Annotated in this window: 22 protein-coding genes; 16 read left to right on the top strand and 6 right to left on the bottom strand. The window is 59.5% G+C overall.

Translation table 11 applies throughout. The features are described 5' to 3' along the window. Positions 1-80 precede the first annotated feature (80 nt). Both mdh and AB5Y98_RS13445 read left to right on the top strand, forming a co-directional pair. Positions 81-1,016 carry a malate dehydrogenase gene (mdh, locus tag AB5Y98_RS13450; RefSeq protein ID WP_005308680.1) on the top strand — a complete coding sequence of 312 codons (936 nt, stop codon included), beginning with the start codon at positions 81-83 and terminating at the stop codon, positions 1,014-1,016. 464 nt (positions 1,017-1,480) lie between these two features. After that, positions 1,481-2,074, top strand: coding sequence for a tetratricopeptide repeat protein (locus AB5Y98_RS13445; protein ID WP_010635149.1), 594 nt, complete (start codon positions 1,481-1,483; stop codon positions 2,072-2,074). A gap of 102 nt (positions 2,075-2,176) precedes the next feature. Here AB5Y98_RS13445 and hmpA read toward each other — a convergent pair whose 3' ends face one another. Continuing rightward, complete coding sequence (hmpA, locus tag AB5Y98_RS13440; RefSeq protein ID WP_368232065.1) at positions 2,177-3,370, bottom strand: NO-inducible flavohemoprotein; 1,194 nt, start codon at positions 3,368-3,370, stop codon at positions 2,177-2,179. A gap of 110 nt (positions 3,371-3,480) precedes the next feature. Here hmpA and AB5Y98_RS13435 point away from each other — a divergent pair, with 110 nt between their 5' ends. Continuing rightward, positions 3,481-3,948, top strand: coding sequence for an Rrf2 family transcriptional regulator (locus AB5Y98_RS13435; RefSeq protein WP_005308686.1), 468 nt, complete (start codon positions 3,481-3,483; stop codon positions 3,946-3,948). A gap of 54 nt (positions 3,949-4,002) precedes the next feature. Here the strand turns inward: AB5Y98_RS13435 and AB5Y98_RS13430 are convergent, their stop codons facing one another. Together AB5Y98_RS13430 and ccsA are read right to left on the bottom strand one after the other, a co-directional pair. Further along, complete coding sequence (locus AB5Y98_RS13430; protein WP_005308688.1) at positions 4,003-5,283, bottom strand: HlyC/CorC family transporter; 1,281 nt, start codon at positions 5,281-5,283, stop codon at positions 4,003-4,005. A gap of 43 nt (positions 5,284-5,326) precedes the next feature. After that, positions 5,327-6,118 (bottom strand): inner membrane protein YpjD, encoded by a 792-nt coding sequence (gene ccsA, locus AB5Y98_RS13425; protein ID WP_005308690.1) that lies wholly within the window; start codon positions 6,116-6,118, stop codon positions 5,327-5,329. A gap of 221 nt (positions 6,119-6,339) precedes the next feature. On the opposite strand from ccsA, the gene ffh reads away from it, so the two are divergent. The 5 genes from ffh (at position 6,340) to rplS (ending at position 9,857) form a co-directional block, all read left to right on the top strand. Further along, on the top strand, positions 6,340-7,716 hold the full coding sequence (ffh, locus tag AB5Y98_RS13420; RefSeq protein WP_005308693.1) for a signal recognition particle protein: 1,377 nt from the start codon (positions 6,340-6,342) through the stop codon (positions 7,714-7,716). Between the two features lie 182 nt (positions 7,717-7,898). After that, positions 7,899-8,147 carry a 30S ribosomal protein S16 gene (rpsP, locus tag AB5Y98_RS13415; protein ID WP_005308695.1) on the top strand — a complete coding sequence of 83 codons (249 nt, stop codon included), beginning with the start codon at positions 7,899-7,901 and terminating at the stop codon, positions 8,145-8,147. A gap of 24 nt (positions 8,148-8,171) precedes the next feature. Continuing rightward, positions 8,172-8,693: a ribosome maturation factor RimM gene (gene rimM, locus AB5Y98_RS13410; protein ID WP_005308697.1), complete on the top strand. Its 522-nt coding sequence runs from the start codon at positions 8,172-8,174 to the stop codon at positions 8,691-8,693. 34 nt (positions 8,694-8,727) lie between these two features. Further along, positions 8,728-9,477, top strand: coding sequence for a tRNA (guanosine(37)-N1)-methyltransferase TrmD (trmD, locus tag AB5Y98_RS13405; protein WP_005308699.1), 750 nt, complete (start codon positions 8,728-8,730; stop codon positions 9,475-9,477). A 32-nt stretch (positions 9,478-9,509) separates the two neighbouring features. Continuing rightward, the gene (gene rplS, locus AB5Y98_RS13400; RefSeq protein ID WP_005308701.1) at positions 9,510-9,857 is read left to right on the top strand and encodes a 50S ribosomal protein L19; all 348 of its coding nucleotides are present in this window, start codon (positions 9,510-9,512) and stop codon (positions 9,855-9,857) included. A 103-nt stretch (positions 9,858-9,960) separates the two neighbouring features. On the opposite strand, the gene AB5Y98_RS13395 is transcribed toward rplS, so the two are convergent. Together AB5Y98_RS13395 and mutH are read right to left on the bottom strand one after the other, a co-directional pair. Continuing rightward, positions 9,961-10,290 (bottom strand): isoamylase early set domain-containing protein, encoded by a 330-nt coding sequence (locus AB5Y98_RS13395; RefSeq protein ID WP_005308703.1) that lies wholly within the window; start codon positions 10,288-10,290, stop codon positions 9,961-9,963. An 81-nt stretch (positions 10,291-10,371) separates the two neighbouring features. Continuing rightward, on the bottom strand, positions 10,372-11,046 hold the full coding sequence (mutH, locus tag AB5Y98_RS13390; RefSeq protein WP_368232064.1) for a DNA mismatch repair endonuclease MutH: 675 nt from the start codon (positions 11,044-11,046) through the stop codon (positions 10,372-10,374). 733 nt (positions 11,047-11,779) lie between these two features. Between mutH and rppH the strand changes: the two genes are divergently transcribed. The 8 genes from rppH to AB5Y98_RS13350 all read left to right on the top strand — a co-directional run bounded on the left by rppH (position 11,780) and on the right by AB5Y98_RS13350 (position 19,380). Further along, the gene (gene rppH / locus AB5Y98_RS13385; protein WP_005308708.1) at positions 11,780-12,307 is read left to right on the top strand and encodes an RNA pyrophosphohydrolase; all 528 of its coding nucleotides are present in this window, start codon (positions 11,780-11,782) and stop codon (positions 12,305-12,307) included. A gap of 14 nt (positions 12,308-12,321) precedes the next feature. Continuing rightward, entirely contained in the window at positions 12,322-14,601 is a 2,280-nt protein-coding gene (gene ptsP / locus AB5Y98_RS13380; protein ID WP_017780269.1) for a phosphoenolpyruvate--protein phosphotransferase, read from the top strand. A 67-nt stretch (positions 14,602-14,668) separates the two neighbouring features. Further along, positions 14,669-15,493 carry a prolipoprotein diacylglyceryl transferase gene (gene lgt, locus AB5Y98_RS13375; protein WP_214454298.1) on the top strand — a complete coding sequence of 275 codons (825 nt, stop codon included), beginning with the start codon at positions 14,669-14,671 and terminating at the stop codon, positions 15,491-15,493. Further along, positions 15,493-16,287 carry a thymidylate synthase gene (gene thyA, locus AB5Y98_RS13370; RefSeq protein ID WP_368232063.1) on the top strand — a complete coding sequence of 265 codons (795 nt, stop codon included), beginning with the start codon at positions 15,493-15,495 and terminating at the stop codon, positions 16,285-16,287. Before lgt ends, thyA begins: the two co-directional genes overlap by 1 nt. Positions 16,288-16,514: 227 nt before the next feature. Further along, positions 16,515-17,705 (top strand): Na+/H+ antiporter NhaA, encoded by a 1,191-nt coding sequence (gene nhaA / locus AB5Y98_RS13365; RefSeq protein ID WP_010635142.1) that lies wholly within the window; start codon positions 16,515-16,517, stop codon positions 17,703-17,705. A gap of 20 nt (positions 17,706-17,725) precedes the next feature. Next, positions 17,726-18,109, top strand: coding sequence for a hypothetical protein (locus AB5Y98_RS13360; RefSeq protein WP_005308716.1), 384 nt, complete (start codon positions 17,726-17,728; stop codon positions 18,107-18,109). Further along, positions 18,096-19,028, top strand: coding sequence for a transcriptional activator NhaR (gene nhaR, locus AB5Y98_RS13355; RefSeq protein WP_024942022.1), 933 nt, complete (start codon positions 18,096-18,098; stop codon positions 19,026-19,028). The genes AB5Y98_RS13360 and nhaR overlap by 14 nt, the downstream gene beginning before the upstream one ends. A gap of 49 nt (positions 19,029-19,077) precedes the next feature. Then, positions 19,078-19,380, top strand: a complete 303-nt coding sequence (locus AB5Y98_RS13350) for a metalloregulator ArsR/SmtB family transcription factor (RefSeq protein WP_005308804.1) — start codon at positions 19,078-19,080, stop codon at positions 19,378-19,380. Positions 19,381-19,428: 48 nt separating this feature from the next. On the opposite strand, the gene rpsT is transcribed toward AB5Y98_RS13350, so the two are convergent. Next, on the bottom strand, positions 19,429-19,692 hold the full coding sequence (gene rpsT / locus AB5Y98_RS13345) for a 30S ribosomal protein S20 (RefSeq protein WP_005308808.1): 264 nt from the start codon (positions 19,690-19,692) through the stop codon (positions 19,429-19,431). Between the last annotated feature and the right edge of the window lie 122 nt (positions 19,693-19,814).

Here is a 19,814-nt window from a genome sequence, read left to right as displayed (position 1 = left end):
GTTTTTTAGGGGGGGATCCTTTAAGGTTGGGCGCACAACAAGAAACAACCTTAAACCTACGCTTAAACATGGAGTTGATCATGAAAGTTGCCGTTCTGGGTGCCGCCGGTGGCATCGGCCAAGCCCTCGCTCTGCTGTTGAAAAACCGTCTGCCTGCTGGTTCCGAATTGAGCCTGTATGACATCGCTCCGGTGACCCCGGGCGTGGCGGTCGATCTGAGCCATATCCCGACTGACGTGAAAGTAAAAGGTTTCTGCGGTGAAGACCCGAGCCCGGCTCTGGTCGGCGCCGATGTCGTGCTGATCTCCGCCGGCGTGGCGCGCAAGCCCGGCATGGATCGTTCCGACCTGTTCAACATCAACGCCGGCATCGTCAAGAATCTGGTGGAAAAGTGCGCCGCCTCCTGCCCGAAAGCGCTGATCGGCATCATCACCAACCCGGTCAACACCACGGTCGCCATCGCCGCCGAAGTGCTGAAGAAAGCCGGTGTCTATGACAAGCGTCGCCTGTTCGGCGTCACCACCCTGGACGTGATCCGTGCCGAGACCTTCGTGGCCGAGGCCAAGGGTCTGAACGTCGACAAGGTGCGCGTCAACGTGATCGGTGGCCACAGTGGCGTGACCATCCTGCCGCTGCTCTCCCAGATTGAAGGGGCTTCCTTCACCGCCGACGAAGTGGCCGCCATGACCAAGCGTATCCAGAACGCCGGTACCGAAGTGGTGGAAGCCAAGGCCGGTGGCGGTTCCGCTACCCTCTCCATGGGCCAGGCTGCCTGCCGTTTCGGTCTGTCGCTCATCAAGGGTCTGCAGGGTGAAGCCAACGTCATCGAGTGCGCTTACGTGGAAGGCGACGGCAAGCACGCCACCTTCTTCGCGCAGCCCATTCTGCTTGGCAAGAACGGCGTCGAAACCGTGCTGGACTACGGCAAGCTGAGCGCCTTCGAACAAGAGGCGATGGATGGCATGCTGGCCACCCTGAAAGCCGATATCCAGCTGGGTGTCGACTTCGTCAAGTAAGGCGTCCGGATGGACAGCAAGGGGAGCTTCGGCTCCCCTTTGTCGTTATGGGCAGGTGGTGCCGGACTAAGGGGATGTCGCCGGCTGCCGATAACAGGGTGCTGCAGGAGATCCTTATGATGAAACCCATTACCCTTGTCGGCCTGCTCTGTTTGCTGACGCCCCCATTGCTGACGGGCCAGGCGCAGGGGGCCGAGCCTTCCACCTCTGCCGCCACCGCGACGAGCGGGGCCACGCCGTCGGCCAGTGCGCCGGCGCAGCCGGAGGTTGCCGCCCAGTCCTCTGCGGCTGCCCCGTCCTCTGCTGAGGCTCCCGCACCGGCTGCCGTGCCAACCACTGCAACGCCAGCCCCCCCTGCTGCACCGGTAGCGGCAGGGAGTGCAACACCCGCCACTGCGCCAGCGGCAGCCCCCATACCCGCGCCTGTCGCTGCAGAGGGGGACCGTTCGCCGAACAATCGTCCCATGACCAGCACCCCGGCCAGTGGCCTGACCGTGGACAGTGGCGCGCTGCAGGCGGTGCCGCTCTATCGTCAGGACGAACTGCTCAACTGGATTGAACAGGGCCGCCACCTGCAGCAGGTCAAGCAGGACAGGTGTCAGCTTACCCAGGATATCGAGGTACGGGCCGAGGTGATGAAGATCCCCTCTTATCAGTTTCTGTGGGGGGACATGCTGGCCTGGGGGGTCTGCATCAAGCCCAATGCGGAGCTGGGGGTGAAATTTATGTGGGATGCGGCCAACCAGGGGCTGGCGCCGGCGCTGGAGCAGCTGGGTCGCTACTACTGGAAGGGCACCCTGGTGCAAAAGGACCTGCTCAAGGCCGAGACCCTGATGCGGGAGGCCGCCAGCCTGGGTTTCCAGCGGGCGCAGATCGAGTGGGTGGAGATGCTGTTGCAGGGCATGGGAAGCCCACTGGACTACGAGGAGGCGTATCACTGGCTGCACGGCGCCGTCATCGGTGATAAGGCCACCCACCAGAAGGCGGCGAGCCTGCTCAGCCGGCTCGGCAATCGCATGCCCGCCAATGCCATCGCCCGTGCCAAGGCGATGCACTGATCCCAAAAAATGACCCACGGATCTGCATCCGTGGGTCGGGAGGGGCCAGCCGCCGTGCCGTGACAAACTGGCCCCTCATCAAGTTATAGTGATCCGCCCGCCTTACAGATCTTGGTGGGGACCAAAAACTTCGTAATGGAGCTGGCCGGCCGGAATGCCCGTCGCGATCAGCTGCTGCTTGACGGCCTGCATGAAGCCAAGAGGGCCACAGAAGTAGTAGTGGGCCTGCGGCGTGATGCGCTCCTGCACGGCACTCAGATCCATGGTGCCGGCATGATGGTAGTCTTTGCCTTGCACGTCACAGTCCTCCGGCTCCCGATACCAGACCCGGCTCAGCAGGTTGGCGTGCTGGCGGGATTTTTGCTGAATATCTTCCCTGAAGGCATGCACGGCACCCTGTTCGCAGGCGTGCAGCCAGGTGATGTCGGCCTGATGGCTGTTCGCCAGCAGCTGGTTGAGCATGCTCATCATCGGCGTGACACCCACACCGGCCGAGAGCAGCACCACCGGGGTACGGTTATCGGCTTTCAGGTAGAAATCGCCGGTGGGCGGCATCAGCTCCACTTGATCGCCCGCCTGCAGATGATCGTGCAGCAGGTTGGAAACCTGGCCCTGCGGCTCGCGCTTGACGCTGATGCGGTAGTGCTGGCCGTTGGGGGCATCGGAGAGGGAGTACTGGCGGATCTCCTGATACTCGAGCTCGGGATGGACCAGCTTGATGCTGAGATACTGACCCGGCTTGAAGTCCAGCACCGGCTTGCCATCCACCGGCGCCAGCAGGAAGGAGGTGATGAGCTCGCTCTCGACCCGCTTCTCCTTGATCAGGAAGGGGCGGGGGCCTTGCCAGCCACCGATCTCGTTCGCCTTCTCCTGATAAATCTCGCTCTCGCGGCCGATGAAGATGCTGGCGAGCACGCCATACGCCTTGCCCCAGGCATCCAGCACCTCGTCGGTGACCGCACTTCCACCCAATTCTTTGAGCGTGGCCAAGAGATGACTACCTACAATGTGATATTGTTCTGGCTGGATCAGGAAACCCGTGTGCTTGTGGGCGATGCGTTCCACGGCACCGGCCAGTGCACCCAGGTTGTCGATGTTCTTGGCGTAGGCCGCCACTGCATTGAACAGCGCCAACGGCTGGCCGCCGCTGCGCTGGTGCGCCAGGTTGAAAATGTCCTTCAGCTCCGGGTTATGGCTGAACATGCGTTGGTAGAAGTGCTGGGTGAGCGCGGGGCCCGCCGATTCGAGCAAAGGGATGGTGCTTTTGATGACGGCGATGGTGGCTTGGTCTAACATAGGGGTTCCTTGCTAATTGAACATCTAGAATGTCACTTAATAAGCTGCATCCTAGATGTTTATTTGATCTGAATCAATAATCAATTTCCGCGTGATGCGACACAGGCACTATGAGACTAACTAGTTATACCGATTTTGGATTGAGAGCCCTGCTCTATCTGGCGACCCTGCCGGAGGGCGAATTGTCTAGCGTGGCCAAGGTCTCCGCCTTGTATGACGTCTCCCGCAACCACATGGTGAAGGTGGTGAACCAGCTGGTGAAACTGGGCTACCTGCAGTCCCAGCGCGGCAAGAATGGCGGCATTCGCATGGCCTGCGCGCCGGAGAGCATCAACATCGGCCAGGTGATCCGGGCGCTGGAAGGGAACCTGGACGGCATCGACTGCAACTCGCCGGCTTGCCACATCGTCTCTGTCTGTCTGCTGAAGAGTGCCCTGAAAGAGGCGATGAATGCGTTTCTGGCGGTGATGGACAGCTACACGCTGCAGGATCTGCTGGCCAATCGCGACGAGCTGCAGCAGGTCTTCGGCGAGTTGATCCCGACCCTGGTGCTGGAGCCTGGTGACGAAGATGAGTGAGCCGGGCAACGGCCAATGACGCAATAGAAAAAGGCTGCCATCGGCAGCCTTTTTTCAATCTTCCAGTCCCGACTCGTTTCGGTACAACGCCGGCATGATCCGCGCCATCTTCACCATGTTGTTCTCCACTTCCAGGATCTCGATGGGGTAGCCGGCCAGCCGCAGGCTGATGTTGGGCTGGGGGATCTCCTCCAGATATTCGAGGATGACGCCGTTGAGGGTACGGGGCCCGTCGATGGGCAGTTGCCAGTTCATCTCCTTGTTGAGCTCGCGGATGCTGGCCGAGCCCTCCACCAGGAAGGAGCCATCCGGCTGGGGATGGATCTCGTCGCTGGGCGCCGGGGTCATGGAGGTGGTGAAGTCGCCCACTATCTCTTCCAGGATGTCGTCCAGGGTGATCAGCCCCTGAATGTCGCCATACTCGTCGACGATGAGGCCGATCCGCTCCTTGTTGCGCTGGAACTTGGCCAGTTGCACGTTGAGGGGCGTCCCTTCCGGAATGAAGTAAATCTCGTCCACTTCCCGCAGCAGGCTCGACTTGTTGAACTGATCCTTGGCCATCAGGCGCAGCGCGTCGCGGGCGTGCAGAAAGCCGACCACGTCGTCGATGTTGTCGCGATAGAGCAGGATCTTGGTGTGGGCGCAGTGGGCCAGCTGGCGCAGTATGGTCTTCCAGTCATCGTTGATGTCGATGGCGTAGATCTCGCTGCGCGGCACCATGATGTGCTCCACCGTCATCTTGTCCAGATCCAGGATGCTGAGCAGCATCTCCTGATGGCGCTGGGGGATCAGACTGCCCGCCTCGTTGACGATGGTGCGCAGCTCTTCGGTATTGAGGGAGTCATCCTTGTTCGGATTGATCTTCAGCAGTTTGAGCAGGCCGCTGGTGATGCCATTGATCATCCAGACGAAGGGGGCAAGCGGCACCATCAGCCCCTTGAGCACCCAGGAGGCGGGATAGGCGACTTTCTCCGGGAACATGGCCGCCAGGGTCTTGGGAGTCACTTCACCAAACACCAGCACGATCAGGGTCAGGCCGAAAGTGGCGATGGCCACACCCAGATCCCCGAACAGACGAATACAGACGATGGTGGCGATGGCTGACGCCAGGATGTTGACCAGGTTGTTGCCGATCAGGATCAGCCCCAGCAGGCGGTCTGGTCGGGAGAGCAGTTTCTCCACCCGACGGGCAGCCTTGTGCTTGGTCTGGGCCAGATGCCGCAGCTTGTAGCGGTTGAGCGACATCATGCCGGTTTCAGAACTTGAGAAGAAGGCAGACATGAGGATCAAGATAACGAGAACAATCAGCAATGTACTCGTTGAGATACTGTCCAAGAAGGGCTCCTGTGGGACTGGGTGATGAAGAAGTAGTGGGCGTTCAGCTCAGCAGCACTTCTTTGACGAAGCGGCTGCCGAAGTAGGCCAGGGTCAGAATGAAGCTGCCGATCAGGCTCAGGGTGATCACCTTGCGACCGCGCCAGCCACGGGTATGGTGGCCCCACAGCAGCAGCACGTAGACGCACCAGGCCAGGATCGAGAGGATGGCCTTGTGGGATTTGCCCTGGGCGAACATGTCTTCGAGGAAGAAGAGGCCGGAGGCAATGGAGAGGGTCAGCAACAGGACGCCGGCCGAGATGAGTTGGAACAGCCGCTTCTCGACCGTCATCAGGGGCGGCATGGCCGGCAGCTGGCTGATCTTGCGCGTCTTCAGTTGCCGGTCCAGACAGGCGAGCTGCAGCGCAAACAGGCAGGCGATCATCAATACCGAGTAGGCCATCAGCGCGAGGCCGATATGCAGCAGCAGCTGGGGATGGGCCTCCAGGTGGGTGATGTAGCGACCGGGAATGAGGGCGCTGGCGGCCAGCAACAGGGCCGAGAAGCTGTAGACCACCGGCAGCAGGATCCAGCCGTTGAAGCGGCGGGTGACGCAGGTCATGAAGCAGCTGATGATGAGACTGACCAGCGAGGCCACGTTGAGCATGCTCAGATTCTGCCCTGAGTGGGTTACCAGCACCTCGCCGGAGAGGGCGGCGCCATGGGCGATCAGGGCCAGTCCGATGCAGGCAAACAGGGGGGCTTGTCCCACTGGTTTGGCACTGAGCAGCAGGTGCAGAGAGGCGATGATGGCCAGCAGATAGAACGCCAGGGCCAGAACAGAGATCACGATCATAACCGGGTCGTTGTCGAGCAAGCGATTGGGAATAGGAAGGGCAGTATACCTTGCACAAGATGTGCTCGCCAGTTGTGCTGCCGCCGATCTGCCCATATATAGGCAGCATGTTGGGTCAGCCGCACAGGGCTGGCCGCAGCCGAGTGCGGCGAATAATCGTCCTCATCGTGCGAGTGAGGTATAATGCCTCCCATTTGTTACGCCAAGAACCGGAATGCGTCATGTTTGAGAATTTGACTGAACGACTCTCGCGCACCCTGCGCAACGTCAGCGGCCGTGGCCGCCTGACTGAAGAGAACATCAAGGATACCTTGCGCGAAGTTCGCATGGCGCTGCTCGAGGCGGACGTCGCCCTGCCGGTGGTGCGTGACTTCGTCGCGCGCGTCAAGGAGCGGGCGGTGGGCCAGGAAGTGGCCAAGTCCCTGAGCCCGGGCCAGGCCTTCATCAAGATTGTGCACGGCGAACTGGTCTCCGTGATGGGGGAGGCCAACGAGCAGCTCAATCTGGCGGCCCAGCCGCCGGCCATCATCCTGATGGCGGGTCTGCAGGGTGCCGGTAAGACCACCACGGTCGGCAAGCTGGCCAAGCTGCTCAAGGAGCGCAACAAGAAGAAGGTGCTGGTGGTCAGTGCGGACGTCTACCGCCCGGCGGCCATCAAGCAGCTGGAGACCCTGGCCGGCGACATCGGCGTCGACTTCTTCCCGAGCGATGCCAGCCAGAAGCCGGTGGACATCGCCAACGCGGCCATCGATCAGGCACGCAAGAAGTTCTATGACGTGGTGATCGTCGATACCGCCGGTCGTCTGCACGTCGATGGCGAGATGATGGAGGAGATCAAACACCTTCATGCCACCATCAAGCCGGTGGAGACCCTGTTCGTGGTCGACGCCATGACCGGTCAGGATGCCGCCAACACCGCCAAGGCGTTCAACGAGGCGCTGCCGCTCACCGGCGTGATCCTCACCAAGGCGGACGGCGATGCCCGCGGCGGCGCCGCCCTGTCGGTGCGCCACATCACCGGCAAGCCGGTCAAGTTCATCGGTATGGGCGAGAAGACCGACGCGCTTGAGCCGTTCCACCCGGATCGTCTCGCCTCCCGCATCCTCGGCATGGGCGATGTGCTCTCTCTCATCGAGGAGGTGGAGCGTACCGTCGATAAAGAGAAGGCAGCCAAGCTGGCCAGCAAGGTCAAGAGTGGCAAGGGCTTCGATCTGGAAGACTTCCGCGAGCAACTGGCCCAGATGCGCAACATGGGCGGCATGATGGGGATGCTCGACAAGCTGCCGGGCATGTCCGGCCTGCCTGACAACGTCAAGGATCAGATGGATGACAAGCTCACCGTGCGGATGGAGGCCATCATCAGCTCCATGACTCCCAAGGAGCGTGCCCATCCCGATCTTATCAAGGGCTCTCGCAAGCGCCGTATCGCCGCGGGTTCCGGCATGCAGGTGCAGGACGTCAACAAGCTGCTCAAGCAGTTCACCGAGATGCAGCGGATGATGAAGAAGATGTCCGGCAAGGGTGGCATGCGCAAGATGATGAGCCAGATGAAGAACATGCTGCCTCCCGGCTTCGGTGGCGGCCGCGGTCCGTTCTGATTATTCGGGCTGACGTAGCGAGTGAGGGTCTGCCAGCGGCAGACCCTTTTCATTGCGGCTCTGCGCAAAAAATGGCTGGCTTGGTTGCAATTATTACGAATCCAAGTAGAATTATGCGGCTTATTTTAAGCTAGGGTCCGCGTGTTTGCGGGCCTTGTTCATTAGATGTTAATGAGGACGATATGGTAACCATTCGTTTACAACGTGGTGGCGCGAAAAAGCGTCCGTTCTACCAGGTAGTAGTTGCTGACAGCCGTAACGCCCGCGACGGTCGTTTCATCGAGCGCGTTGGTTTCTTCAACCCGGTTGCTTCTGGTAACGCTGAAAAGCTGAACCTGGACCTGGCTCGTATCGAGCATTGGGTTGCTACTGGTGCCGCTGTTTCTGACCGCGTTGCCAAGCTGATCAAAGACGCTGCCAAAGCTGCTTAATCAGCCAAACGGTAAGGAGTTAAGGTGGAAAAACCTGTAGTTCTGGGCACCCTGGGTACCGTTTACGGCATCAAGGGCTGGCTTAAAGTGAACTCCTTCACCGATGTTGCCGAAGCGATTTTCGATTACAACCCCTGGCTGATCAATCAGAACGGGGTGTGGCGTGAAATTCAGGTTTCATCCTGGAAGCGTCACAACAAGGGTCTGATCTGCAAACTCGATGGTATCGACGTGCGCGAGGATGCCCTGGCATTGACCAATGTCGAGATTGGCGTAGCCGCCGATCTGTTGCCTGCGTTGCCTGAGGGCGAGTTCTACTGGCGTGACCTGATTGGTTGCTCGGTAGTGACCACCAAGGGATATGACATGGGCAAGGTGACCGAATTGATGGAAACCGGCTCCAACGATGTGTTGGTGGTTGAGGCCAATGTAAAAGATGCCTTTGGTGCGAAGGAGCGGTTGATTCCGTTCCTGGAAGAGCAGGTGATCAAGAATATTGATCTGACTGCTCGAACAATCGAAGTTGATTGGGATCCTGGTTTCTAGTTTCCCGCGCTAACACGGGTGCCGGAGGTTTCTTATGTGGATTGGGGTGATTAGCCTCTTCCCTGAAATGTTCCGAGCCATTACCGAGCACGGGGTAACGGGTCGGGCCGTCAAGAGTGGCCTGCTGCAGATTGAGTGCTGGAACCCCCGGGACTTTACCCACGACAAACACCGTACGGTCGATGATCGTCCTTATGGTGGTGGGCCCGGCATGCTAATGATGGTTCAGCCGCTGCGTGACGCGATTCATGCAGCCAAGCAAGCGGCGGGAGACGGGGCGAAAGTCATCTATCTCTCCCCTCAGGGACGCAAGCTGACTCAAGCGGGCGTGACCGAGTTGGCGACGAATCAGAAACTGATTCTGGTAGCCGGTCGATACGAAGGTATCGATGAACGCGTGATACAAACCGAAGTCGACGAAGAGTGGTCTATCGGGGATTACGTGTTAAGTGGTGGCGAGTTGCCTGCCATGACCCTGATCGATGCGGTTTCGCGTCTGGTCCCAGGGGTCTTGGGTGATCAGGCCAGTGCCGAGCAGGACTCCTTCACGGATGGCTTGCTGGATCATCCCCACTATACTCGGCCGGAGGTGTTGGATGGGCTGGCGGTGCCCGAGGCGCTGACAAGCGGCAATCACGAAGTGATTCGACGCTGGCGTCTCAAGCAATCGCTCGGACGAACCTGGCAAAGAAGGCCGGAACTTATTAACAACCTAGCTCTGACTGACGAGCAAGAATCACTTCTTGCCGAGTATGTCCGCGAAGTGCGTGACAGCGTTAAGTAGAGTTTTCAGTTTATCCTAGGTAAGGAAAGACAATGAGCAAGATTATTCAGCAGCTTGAACAAGAGCAAATGCGTACCGACATCCCGGCTTTTGCCCAGGGCGACACCGTACGTGTTCAAGTCCGTGTTAAAGAAGGTGGTAAAGAGCGTCTGCAGGCTTTCGAAGGCATCGTGATTGCCAAGCGTAACCGCGGTCTGCACTCTGCTTTCACCGTTCGCAAGATCTCCAACGGCGAAGGTGTTGAGCGTGTATTCCAGACTCACTCTCCGCTGATCCACAGTGTAGAACTGAAGCGTCGTGGTGATGTTCGCCGCGCCAAACTGTACTACCTGCGCAACCTGTCCGGTAAAGCTGCTCGTATCAAAGAGAAGCTCAACTAATTCGATTCGAATTGGTGTCGATATGTCGGCGAAATGCTCGACAGGTAGTGAAAAGGCTCGCCAATGGCGAGCCTTTTTTGTATCCACTTTCGGGTGTGCCGGCTCAACCTGGCTGGCTGACCCGCACCACTGAGTTGTCTCGCCCAAAGGGGCCGGGTACGTAGTCATCCGCCGCCCAGTCGTTGTCGTAGCGGGTCTCCCCGTTCGGCTGAACCAGCTGATAGCAGTATTCGAAATGACTGGGGCCATCGGTCGGCAGGTTGAGGGTGGTCTTGAACTCACCGCTCTTCATCCGCTTGAGCTCGATGGGTTGCCACTGGCTGAACTCTCCCAGCAACAACACCTGCTCGGCTTCCCCCGCGGCCTCTCTTTCCACGGCAAAGGTCACCTTGACCTCGGGGCGAGACTTGAGAAATTGCTTGTTGATCGGCATGACGCCTCCTTGTCCTGATTGCGAAAAATAGCGACTGTCTATTTTTATATCACTTTATGACAAGGATGTTGATAACAGAGATCAAGCGGGCAGGGCAAAGTGGCGCTGCAGCAGGCCGTGGGTGAAACCTATCTTGAGGTAAAAGCCGCGCGGCAGGGTCAGGATCGGCTGGCCATTGCGGCCGATGGCCCGGGTCAGCGCCTTGTTGTTGGCCGCCTTGGGACGCAGTTGCAGCACCTGGCCGTGGCGGGCACTGATCTGCTCCACCTCTCCCAGCACTATCATGTCCATCAGCTCTTCCCAGTCCTGGCGCAGCAGCATCTCCTCCTCTTCATTCGGGCTCCACAGCAGCGGCATGCCGATCCGGCGCTCGCCGATGGGGATCTCTCGGCTGCCCTCCACCGGGATCCAGAGCACGCGGGAGAGCTTGTTGCGCACGTTGGACTCCTCCCAGCGCTGGCCGCTGACACCGATCAGCGGTGCCACGCAGACGAAGGTGGTTTCCAGCGGCTTGCCCTGAGGATCGATGGGGATCGTCTTGAGCTCGATGCCGAGATCCGGGAAGTCCTGCTCCGGCTTGCTGCCGGCGCTCGCTCCCAGCTGCCACTCGATCAGCTGGCCGACCCAGCCCTTGTCCCGACGCAGATCCGCCGGCACGGCGATGTCGGCCGTGGCGGCCAGCTGGGCCAGGGTGAAGCCGGCCATGGCGTAGGCGCGGGCCAGCAGTTCCTGTTCGGAGCGGGGGTTGGCGGGCATGAGTGACTCCTGCAAAGAGGGATTATTCTAGCAACTCTGATCCTCCCTGAGGATCGCTGTTTTTATAACCGATCCTGGCAGGGGTATGCACAGGGGGGGCTGTTTTGTGTGTAAGTGTTTATCTTAATGATTTAAAAGGAATTTGTCTCCAATTTATCGATGGGCGTAACGCTGGATCCTGCCTTGAAATAGTTGTCCAAGGGTTTGCTCGCGCTGTTTCACACAGTTATCCACAGAAATCTTGGATAACTGCTTAAAAGTAGGAATAGTCACCCTGTTGTTACAAAAAAATGTGAAACGGCACCGATTTTTGCGGCGATATCGGGGCAGATAGTGTGCCACTCCTGTGGATAAAATAGCCGTGGTGGATCTTTGAACAGTCGAACTTGTTCACAATCCGGATCCCGGATCGCCGGCGGTAAAAGACATGGATCTTGATCCAGCATTCTTTGTTTAACACCATGTATTTAAATACATATTTTGTTTTCTATCACATCCTGTATGCTGTGGGGCAGTTTGGAGCAGATAAATAAAACTACTGTATATACCCGCTTGCTCACAGGCTTATGCACAGTCTGGGTGGGCAACTTGCGGGTTCTGATCCTTTAATTTGTTTATAAGTTTGCTTGAAATCGAAAGTTATTCATGAATGGGGGATTGCAGTCCTTGTTTGCTGCCACGAGGTGAATGTGGAACAATCCCCTTATAGATTCAGCCTTTATAAGGTGATCACGTGATAGATGGCGACGGGTTTCGTCCCAATGTCGGAATCGTGATCTGTAACCGTGACGGACAAGTATTGTGGGCCAAGCGTTATGGGCAGCACTCCTGGCAGTTTCCGCAGGGAGGAGTTGATGACGGTGAGACGCCAGAGCAGGCCATGTATCGTGAGCTGTATGAGGAGATAGGCCTCAAGCCCGAGGATGTGACCATCATGGCGACCAGTCGCAACTGGTTGAAGTATCGCTTGCCAAAACGCCTCGTTCGTTGGGACAGTTCACCGGTCTGTATTGGCCAAAAACAAAAATGGTTCCTGCTGCAGCTGGATCCGGGCAGGGAGTCCAGGATCCAGTTCGGTTGTCATGGTCATCCAGAGTTTGATGACTGGCGTTGGGTCAGCTTCTGGTACCCGGTGCGTCAGGTGGTTTCCTTCAAGCGGGAAGTCTATCGACGGGTGATGAAGGAGTTTGCCCCGCTGGCGATGCCGGTGCCGGCAGTGCAGGTCAACAAGAAGGATGGGCGGCGTAATCGCGCCCGCTAAGGAGCACAGATTAGTTGTTAACGGAACTCAGACGCATCGTCGAAAGCATGGCCGAAGCCAATACCCTCGAGCTGGCCTTGCAGGCATTGGTCAGCCAGACCCGGCTGGCCATGTCGGTGGACTGCTGTTCCGTTTACGTCTCCGAACCTGAAATGCGCCGCTACCGGCTGGCTGCGACCGATGGTCTGGCCGAGTCGGCGGTGGGCAAGGCCACCCTGCCGTTCGAGCAGGGTATCGTCGGCCTGGTGGGTCAGCGTGAAGAGCTGATCAACCTGGCTGATGCCCCCTCCCACCCCAGTTTCAAATTCCTGCCCGATGTGGCCGAAGAGGCGTTTCGCTCCTTCCTCGGCGCCCCCATCATGCATCAGCGCCAGGTGGTGGGCATTCTGGTGGTGCAGCAGAAGGAGAGCCGTCTCTTCGATGAGGGGGAGGAGTCCTTCATGGTCACCCTGGCGGCCCAGCTGGCGGCGCGCATCGCCCAGGCTCAGGCCAAGGGGTGGCTGCAGAAGACCGACTGGAGCAAGCCGCTGCGCGGCATTGCCGGGGCCAGCGGCATCGCCATGGCCAAGGCCTGGGTGTGGCGGCCACGCAAGGAGCTGCGCTCCATCACCCCGCGCAAGGATGAGGATCACGCCAGCCAGCTGGCGCGGCTGAACGTGGCGGTGGAAGAGGTGCGCCACGATCTGGAGAGCCTGGCCCTGCGTTTTCGCGAGAGCTACAGCCAGGACTCGGTGGCCATCTTCGACATCTATCTGCATCTGCTGGACGATCCCGGCTACATCAAGCCGATCCGCAACAAGGTGAGCAAGGAGCACTGGACGGCGGTCTCGGCGGTCAAGCTCATCAGCGATCGTCTCATCGAGCAGTTCAAGGGGATGAAGGATCCCTATCTGCAGGAGCGCTCCACCGATGTGAAGGACATCGCTCAGCGGCTCATCAGCCGGCTGGTGCAAAACGAGCCCGAGCACATCGCCATCGGCGAGCCTGTGGTGCTGGTCGCCGACGAGGTGACGGCTACCATCCTCGCCGAGGTGCCCCGCGAGTTCCTGACCGGGGTGGTGTCCCTCAAGGGGGGCACCAACTCCCACGCCGCCATCCTGGCCCGCGCCATGGGGGTGGCGGCCATCATGGGGGTGGATCTGCCGCTCGGCGACATCGGTGGTCGCATGTTGGTGGTCGACGGTTACAGCGGCGATCTCTTCATCGAGCCCAATCAGGTGATCCTGACCGAGTATCGTCAGCTGCTGAGCGAGGAGCGGGCGCTCGATACCCTGGTGCGCAGCGTCGACAACCAGCCCTCCGAGACCGCCGATGGCGTGCCTGTCTCTCTGTTGCTCAACGCCGGCCTCAGTGCCGATACCGAGATCTCTCTCAATCAGCTGGCGGACGGGGTCGGCCTCTATCGCACCGAGATCCCCTTCATGCTGCAGGACAGCTTCCCCTCCGAGTGGGAGCAGACCGCCCGCTATCGCGGCATTCTGGAGACCTATCGCAACCGGCCGGTCTGCATGCGGACCCTGGATGTGGGGGGTGACAAGCAGTTGCCCTATTTCCCCATCGTCGAGGAAAATCCCTTCCTTGGCTGGCGGGGGATCCGGCTCACCCTGGATCACCCCGAACTGTTCCTGGTGCAGCTCAAGGCGATGCTGCGGGCCAGCGAAGGACTGGACAATCTGGCCATCATGCTGCCGATGATCAGCAGCGTCAGCGAAATCAAGGCTTCCCGCCGCCTGCTGGATCAGGCCTGGCGCGAAGTGTCGGAAGAGGCGGCCAGCCGTGAGGCGGTGATCCGCTACCCGAGCCTCGGGGTGATGATCGAGGTGCCTTCCGCTCTCTACATCCTGCCCGAAATGGCCCCGCTCATCGACTTCTGGTCGGTGGGTAGCAACGACCTGACCCAGTACCTGCTGGCGGTGGATCGCAACAACGCCCGGGTCGCCAACATCTACGACGCCTTCCATCCGGCGGTGATCCGTGCCCTGCAGCTGCTGGTCGATGCCTCCCATCGCTACCACAAACCGGTCTCGGTCTGTGGCGAGCTGGCCGGTGATCCGGTCGGGGTGTTGCTGCTGCTGGCCATGGGTTATCGTCGCTTCAGCATGAACACCCACAACATCGCCCGCATCAAGTATGTACTGCGCCAGGCCAACCTGAGCGAGCTGACTGTGCTGCTGACCGACGGCCTCAAACACGACAATCCCCATGTGCTGCGCGGCCTGTTTGCCCGCTATCTGGAAGAGCACGGTCTGGGCGGTTTGCTGCGCGCCGGTCACAAAGCGAAACAGATTGATTGATAATCATGCCTTGTCCCTGCTGACGAATGATCGGAAAATGCGGCTTTTCTTATGACTGGGGCCGCTTATGCAGCACGATGGATATTGGGTTTTCTCGCAGATTGATCCCGTAGCATTCAGTTTGGGACCACTATCGGTACGCTGGTATGGTCTCATGTACCTGTTTGGCTTCGCTTTTGCCATGTGGCTGGCGGGGCGTCGCGCCGATGCGCCGAACAGCGGCTGGACCCGCAACGAGGTGTCCGACCTGCTGTTTTACGGCTTCCTCGGGGTGATCCTGGGTGGTCGGGTCGGTTACGTGCTGTTCTACAACTTCGACATGTTCCTGGCCGATCCCCTCTACCTGTTCAAGATCTGGACCGGTGGCATGTCGTTCCACGGCGGCCTGATCGGGGTCATCACCGCCATGGTCTGGTTTGCCCACAAGACCAAGCGCCACTTCTTTACCGTGGCCGATTTCGTGGCACCACTCATTCCGTTTGGCCTCGGCGTCGGCCGCATCGGCAACTTCCTCAACGGCGAGCTGTGGGGTCGGGTCACCGATGTGCCCTGGGCCATCATCTTCCCGGAGGCGGGCCCCGAGCCGCGCCACCCCTCCCAGCTCTACCAGTTCGCCCTGGAAGGGGTGGTACTGTTTATCATCCTCAACCTGTTCTGGCGCAAGAACCCGCCGCGCGGCGCTATCTCCGGCATGTTCCTGCTGTTCTACGGCCTGTTCCGCTTCCTGGTGGAATTCGTACGCCAGCCTGACAGCCAGCTGGGGCTCTACTTCAACGAGATAAGCATGGGCCAGATCCTCTCTACTCCGATGATCCTCATCGGTGCCCTGATGATCTGGGCCGCCTACAAGCGCCCGCAGCTGTTCGGCAACGCCGTGAAGGAGGCAAAATAATGAGAGCCTATCTCGACTTGATGCAGAAGATCCTGAATGAGGGGACCGTCAAGTCCGACCGTACCGGCACCGGCACCGTCTCCCTGTTCGGCCATCAGATGCGCTTCAACCTGGCCGAAGGCTTCCCGCTGGTGACCACCAAGAAGTGCCACCTGCGCTCCATCATTCACGAGCTGCTCTGGTTCCTCAACGGCGACACCAATACCGCCTATCTGAAAGAGAATGGCGTCAGCATCTGGGACGAGTGGGCCGACGAGAACGGCGATCTGGGCCCGGTCTACGGTGCCCAGTGGCGCTCCTGGCCGGCGGCTGACGGGTCTGTCATCGACCAGATCCAGAAGGCGGTGGACGACATCAAGCACAACCCGGATTCCCGTCGCATCATCGTCTCTGCCTGGAATGTGGGCGAGCTGGACAAGATGGCGCTGGCCCCCTGCCACGCCTTTTTCCAGTTCTACGTGGCGGACGGCAAACTCTCCTGCCAGCTCTATCAGCGCAGTTGTGACGTCTTCCTCGGCCTGCCGTTCAACATCGCCAGCTATGCTTTGCTGACCCACATGATGGCCCAGCAGTGCGACCTGGAGGTGGGGGACTTCGTCTGGACCGGTGGTGACGTGCACCTCTACTCCAACCACATGGAGCAGACCGCGCTGCAGCTCTCCCGCGAGCCGCGCCCGCTGCCGACCCTGCTGATCAAACGCAAGCCGGACTCCATCTTCGACTACCAGTTCGAGGATTTCGAGATCGAGGGTTACGACCCCCATCCCGGCATCAAGGCGCCCGTCGCCATCTGATGTGAAAGGCGCCCATGAGGCGCCTTTTTTATGCATAAAAGCCACAGAATATTCATTCTTATGGGGGAGTTTCGAGTGATATCCGCCCGAGAGAAAACCTGCTTATAGCAGGCATGTTTGATTTTTGCCTTCGGTTTTTTCGTTGTATTTCGCAGTAAGAAACGATTTTTCACGGATTGTTATCGGATATAGACTCAAATCAAAGTAAGACTGTGGATATTTTAACCATGAGCGACGTAATCAAGAAGTTCCTCAAGCTGGAGGCCGCCTCCGGAATAATTCTGATCATGGCAGCCATGCTGGCCATGATCCTGGCCAACAGCGGCCTGGCCGGCAGTTATCAGGCTTTCCTCGATACCCAGGTGCAGGTGCGCATTGCCGCCCTTGACATCAACAAGCCGCTGCTGCTCTGGATCAACGACGGCTTCATGGCTGTCTTCTTCCTGCTGGTCGGTCTCGAGGTGAAGCGCGAGATGCTGGAAGGGGCCCTCTCTTCCCGGGTGCAGGCCACCTTCCCGGCCATCGCGGCGGTGGGTGGCATGCTGGCGCCGGCCCTGATCTATGCCTTCTTTAATTACTCGGACGAAGTGGCGCGTGCCGGCTGGGCCATTCCCGCCGCCACCGACATCGCCTTCGCCCTTGGGGTGATGGCGCTGCTCGGCAAGCGGGTGCCGGTCAGCCTCAAGGTGTTCCTGCTGGCGCTGGCCATCATGGATGACCTGGGGGTCATCATCATCATCGCGCTGTTTTACACCCAGCAGTTGTCGCTGACGGCGCTGGCGATCGGCATCCTGGCGACCCTGACCCTGCTGTGGATGAATCGCCGCGGCGAGGATCGGATCAGCCTTTACATGCTGGTCGGGCTGGTGCTCTGGGTGGCGGTGCTGAAGTCGGGCGTCCATGCGACTCTGGCCGGCGTGGTGGTGGGCTTTATGATCCCGCTCAACGGCAAGCGTTATGCCTCGCCGCTCAAGCATCTGGAGCATGCCCTGCACCCCTGGAGCGCCTACCTGATCCTGCCGCTGTTCGCCTTTGCCAACGCCGGGGTGTCGCTGGAGGGGATAGGTCTCTCCTCCCTGCTGAGCCCGGTGCCCATGGGCATCATGCTGGGGCTGTTCATCGGCAAGCCGCTCGGGGTGTTCACCATCAGCTGGCTGTCGGTCAAGCTGGGCATTGCCCAACTGCCACCCGGGGTCAATTTCAGACAGATCTTTGCGGTCAGCATTCTGTGCGGCATCGGCTTTACCATGTCGATGTTCATCGCCTCGCTGGCCTTCGAGCACGGCGGATTGGATTACGGCAGCTACTCTCGCCTCGGGATCCTGGTGGGATCCACCCTGGCGGCGATCGTCGGTTATCTCGCCCTGCGCATGGCGCTCCCGAACCGGGAGGCCGATCAAAGCACGGAGGGGTTATGAAAAGAGTAGGATGGTTGGCCATGCTGGCGCTGAGCCAGGCGGCCTGGGCCGGCAGTCTGCAGGATTGCCAGCAGGATGCAGCCTCGGCCAGCTGCTCGGCTTACCTCAGCGGCGTGGTCGACAGCGCCCTGCTGCTGGGGGACAAGCAGGCCAAGGCGCAGTTTGGCGAGACCTTTGCCGAGCGGGCGTTGAGCAGCCGAGCCGGCGAGCGGGTCAAGCAGTCCAACAAGCGCTACTGCGGGGAGCGGATGCCGGATCCGGTCAGCCTCAAGGCCCACCTGCAGGAGCAGTTCGGCGCGAACAAGGTTGACTCGATCAGCGACATGTATGACATTCTGGCGGCTGAACTCAGCTGCTACCGGAGCCCGCGCCAGGCGGGAACCCCATCGGATGTCACACCTTAACTACAACCATCTCTATTATTTTTGGATGACCCAGAAGAAGGGCTCCGTCACGCAAGCGGCGGAAGCCCTCTTTTTGACCCCGCAGACCGTCACCGGCCAGATCAAGCTGCTGGAGCAGCGCCTCGGTGGCAAATTGCTGATAAGAAAGGGTCGCTCCCTGGAGGCGACCGAGCTGGGCCAGCTGGTGTTCCGTTATGCCGACAAGATGTTCAGCCTCTCCTACGAGATGCTGGATATCGTCAACTACCGCAAGGAGAGCCAGATCCTGTTCGACGTCGGCATCGCCGACGCTCTCTCCAAACGCCTCGCCAGCCGGGTGCTGCTCTCCGTCATCCCCAATGATGGCTCCATCCACCTGCGCTGCTTCGAATCGACCCACGAGTTGTTGCTGGAGCAGCTGAGCGAACACAAGCTCGACATGATCCTCTCCGACTGCCCGGTGGACTCCAGTCAGCACGCCGGCCTGCTCTCCAAGCGGCTTGGTGGTTGCGGGGTCAGCTTCTTCTGCAAGGCGCCGCTGCCATTGCTGCCGTTTCCCGCCTGTCTGGAGGAGCGCAAGCTGCTGATCCCCGGTCGGCGTACCGCCATGGGTCGCCAGCTGACCCAGTGGTTCGAGCAGCAGGGGGTCTCCCCCAGCATTCTCGGCGAGTTTGACGATGCGGCCCTGATGAAGGCGTTTGGCTTCTTCAACCAGGGCATCTTCATGGCCCCCACCATCTATCGGGAGGAGATCCTGGAAGGGGAGGGGGTGATGCTGCTGGGCGAGACTCAGGATCTGATGGAGGAGTACTACGTCATCTTCGCCGAGCGGATGATCCAGCACCCGGCGGTAAAACGGGTGTGCGAGAGTGATTTCTCCTTCCTGTTTGCCGGCCAGGAGGACTTTGCCATGATTCAACCGGCAACCCTGTCATTTTAAATTGACGGGCCACAGAGTATGATTCTTGCCTCGAACGAGAGGGAATGAGATGCAACTGGAAGAGATGGAGGCCAATGCGAGCCGGGCGGTGGCACTGCTCAAGGCGCTGGCCAATGAACGGCGGCTGTTTATCCTGTGTCAGCTGCTGGAGCGGGAGCTGTCGGTGGGGGAGCTCAACGAGCGGCTTGGTCTGAGTCAGTCGGCGTTGTCACAACACTTGGCCGTGCTGCGGCGGGATGAACTGGTGGAGACGCGCAAGGAGGCCCAGACGGTCTACTATTCGCTGCGCAGCTACGAGGTGCGCGAGATGATAGGGTTGCTGCACAAGTTGTACTGCAGCGAACAGAAATAAAAAACCGGCACAAAGGCCGGTTTTTTCAGCTTTATCAGCAGACGCTGATTAAGCCATAGCTTTGATCTGGGCAGACAGGCGGCTCTTGTGACGAGCAGCTTTGTTCTTGTGGATCAGGCCTTTGGTCGCCATACGATCCATGATCGGCTGAGCAACAGCGAAAGCGGCAGTCGCAGCAGCCTTGTCGCCGGAGGCGATGGCAGCGATGACTTTCTTCAGGTAGGTACGGGTCATGGAACGACGGCTGGCGTTGTGCTGACGACGTTTCTCTGACTGAAGAGCGCGCTTCTTAGCAGATTTGATGTTAGCCAAGGTAAAACTCCTAAAACTGTCTTAGCGAGTGTATTGAAAAGGCCCGGAAATATGCCTTCTCAACCACATATTGTCAAATGATTTGTGCAAATAAACACCGCCCCCCGGTGGTGTGTCAGGTG

This window comes from Aeromonas sp. s3 (genome assembly GCF_040907805.1).
GTDB classification, from domain to species: Bacteria; Pseudomonadota; Gammaproteobacteria; order Enterobacterales; family Aeromonadaceae; genus Aeromonas; species Aeromonas dhakensis.
Note: the sequence above shows the minus strand (reverse complement) of the source record. Positions and strands in the feature narration are given on the sequence as shown.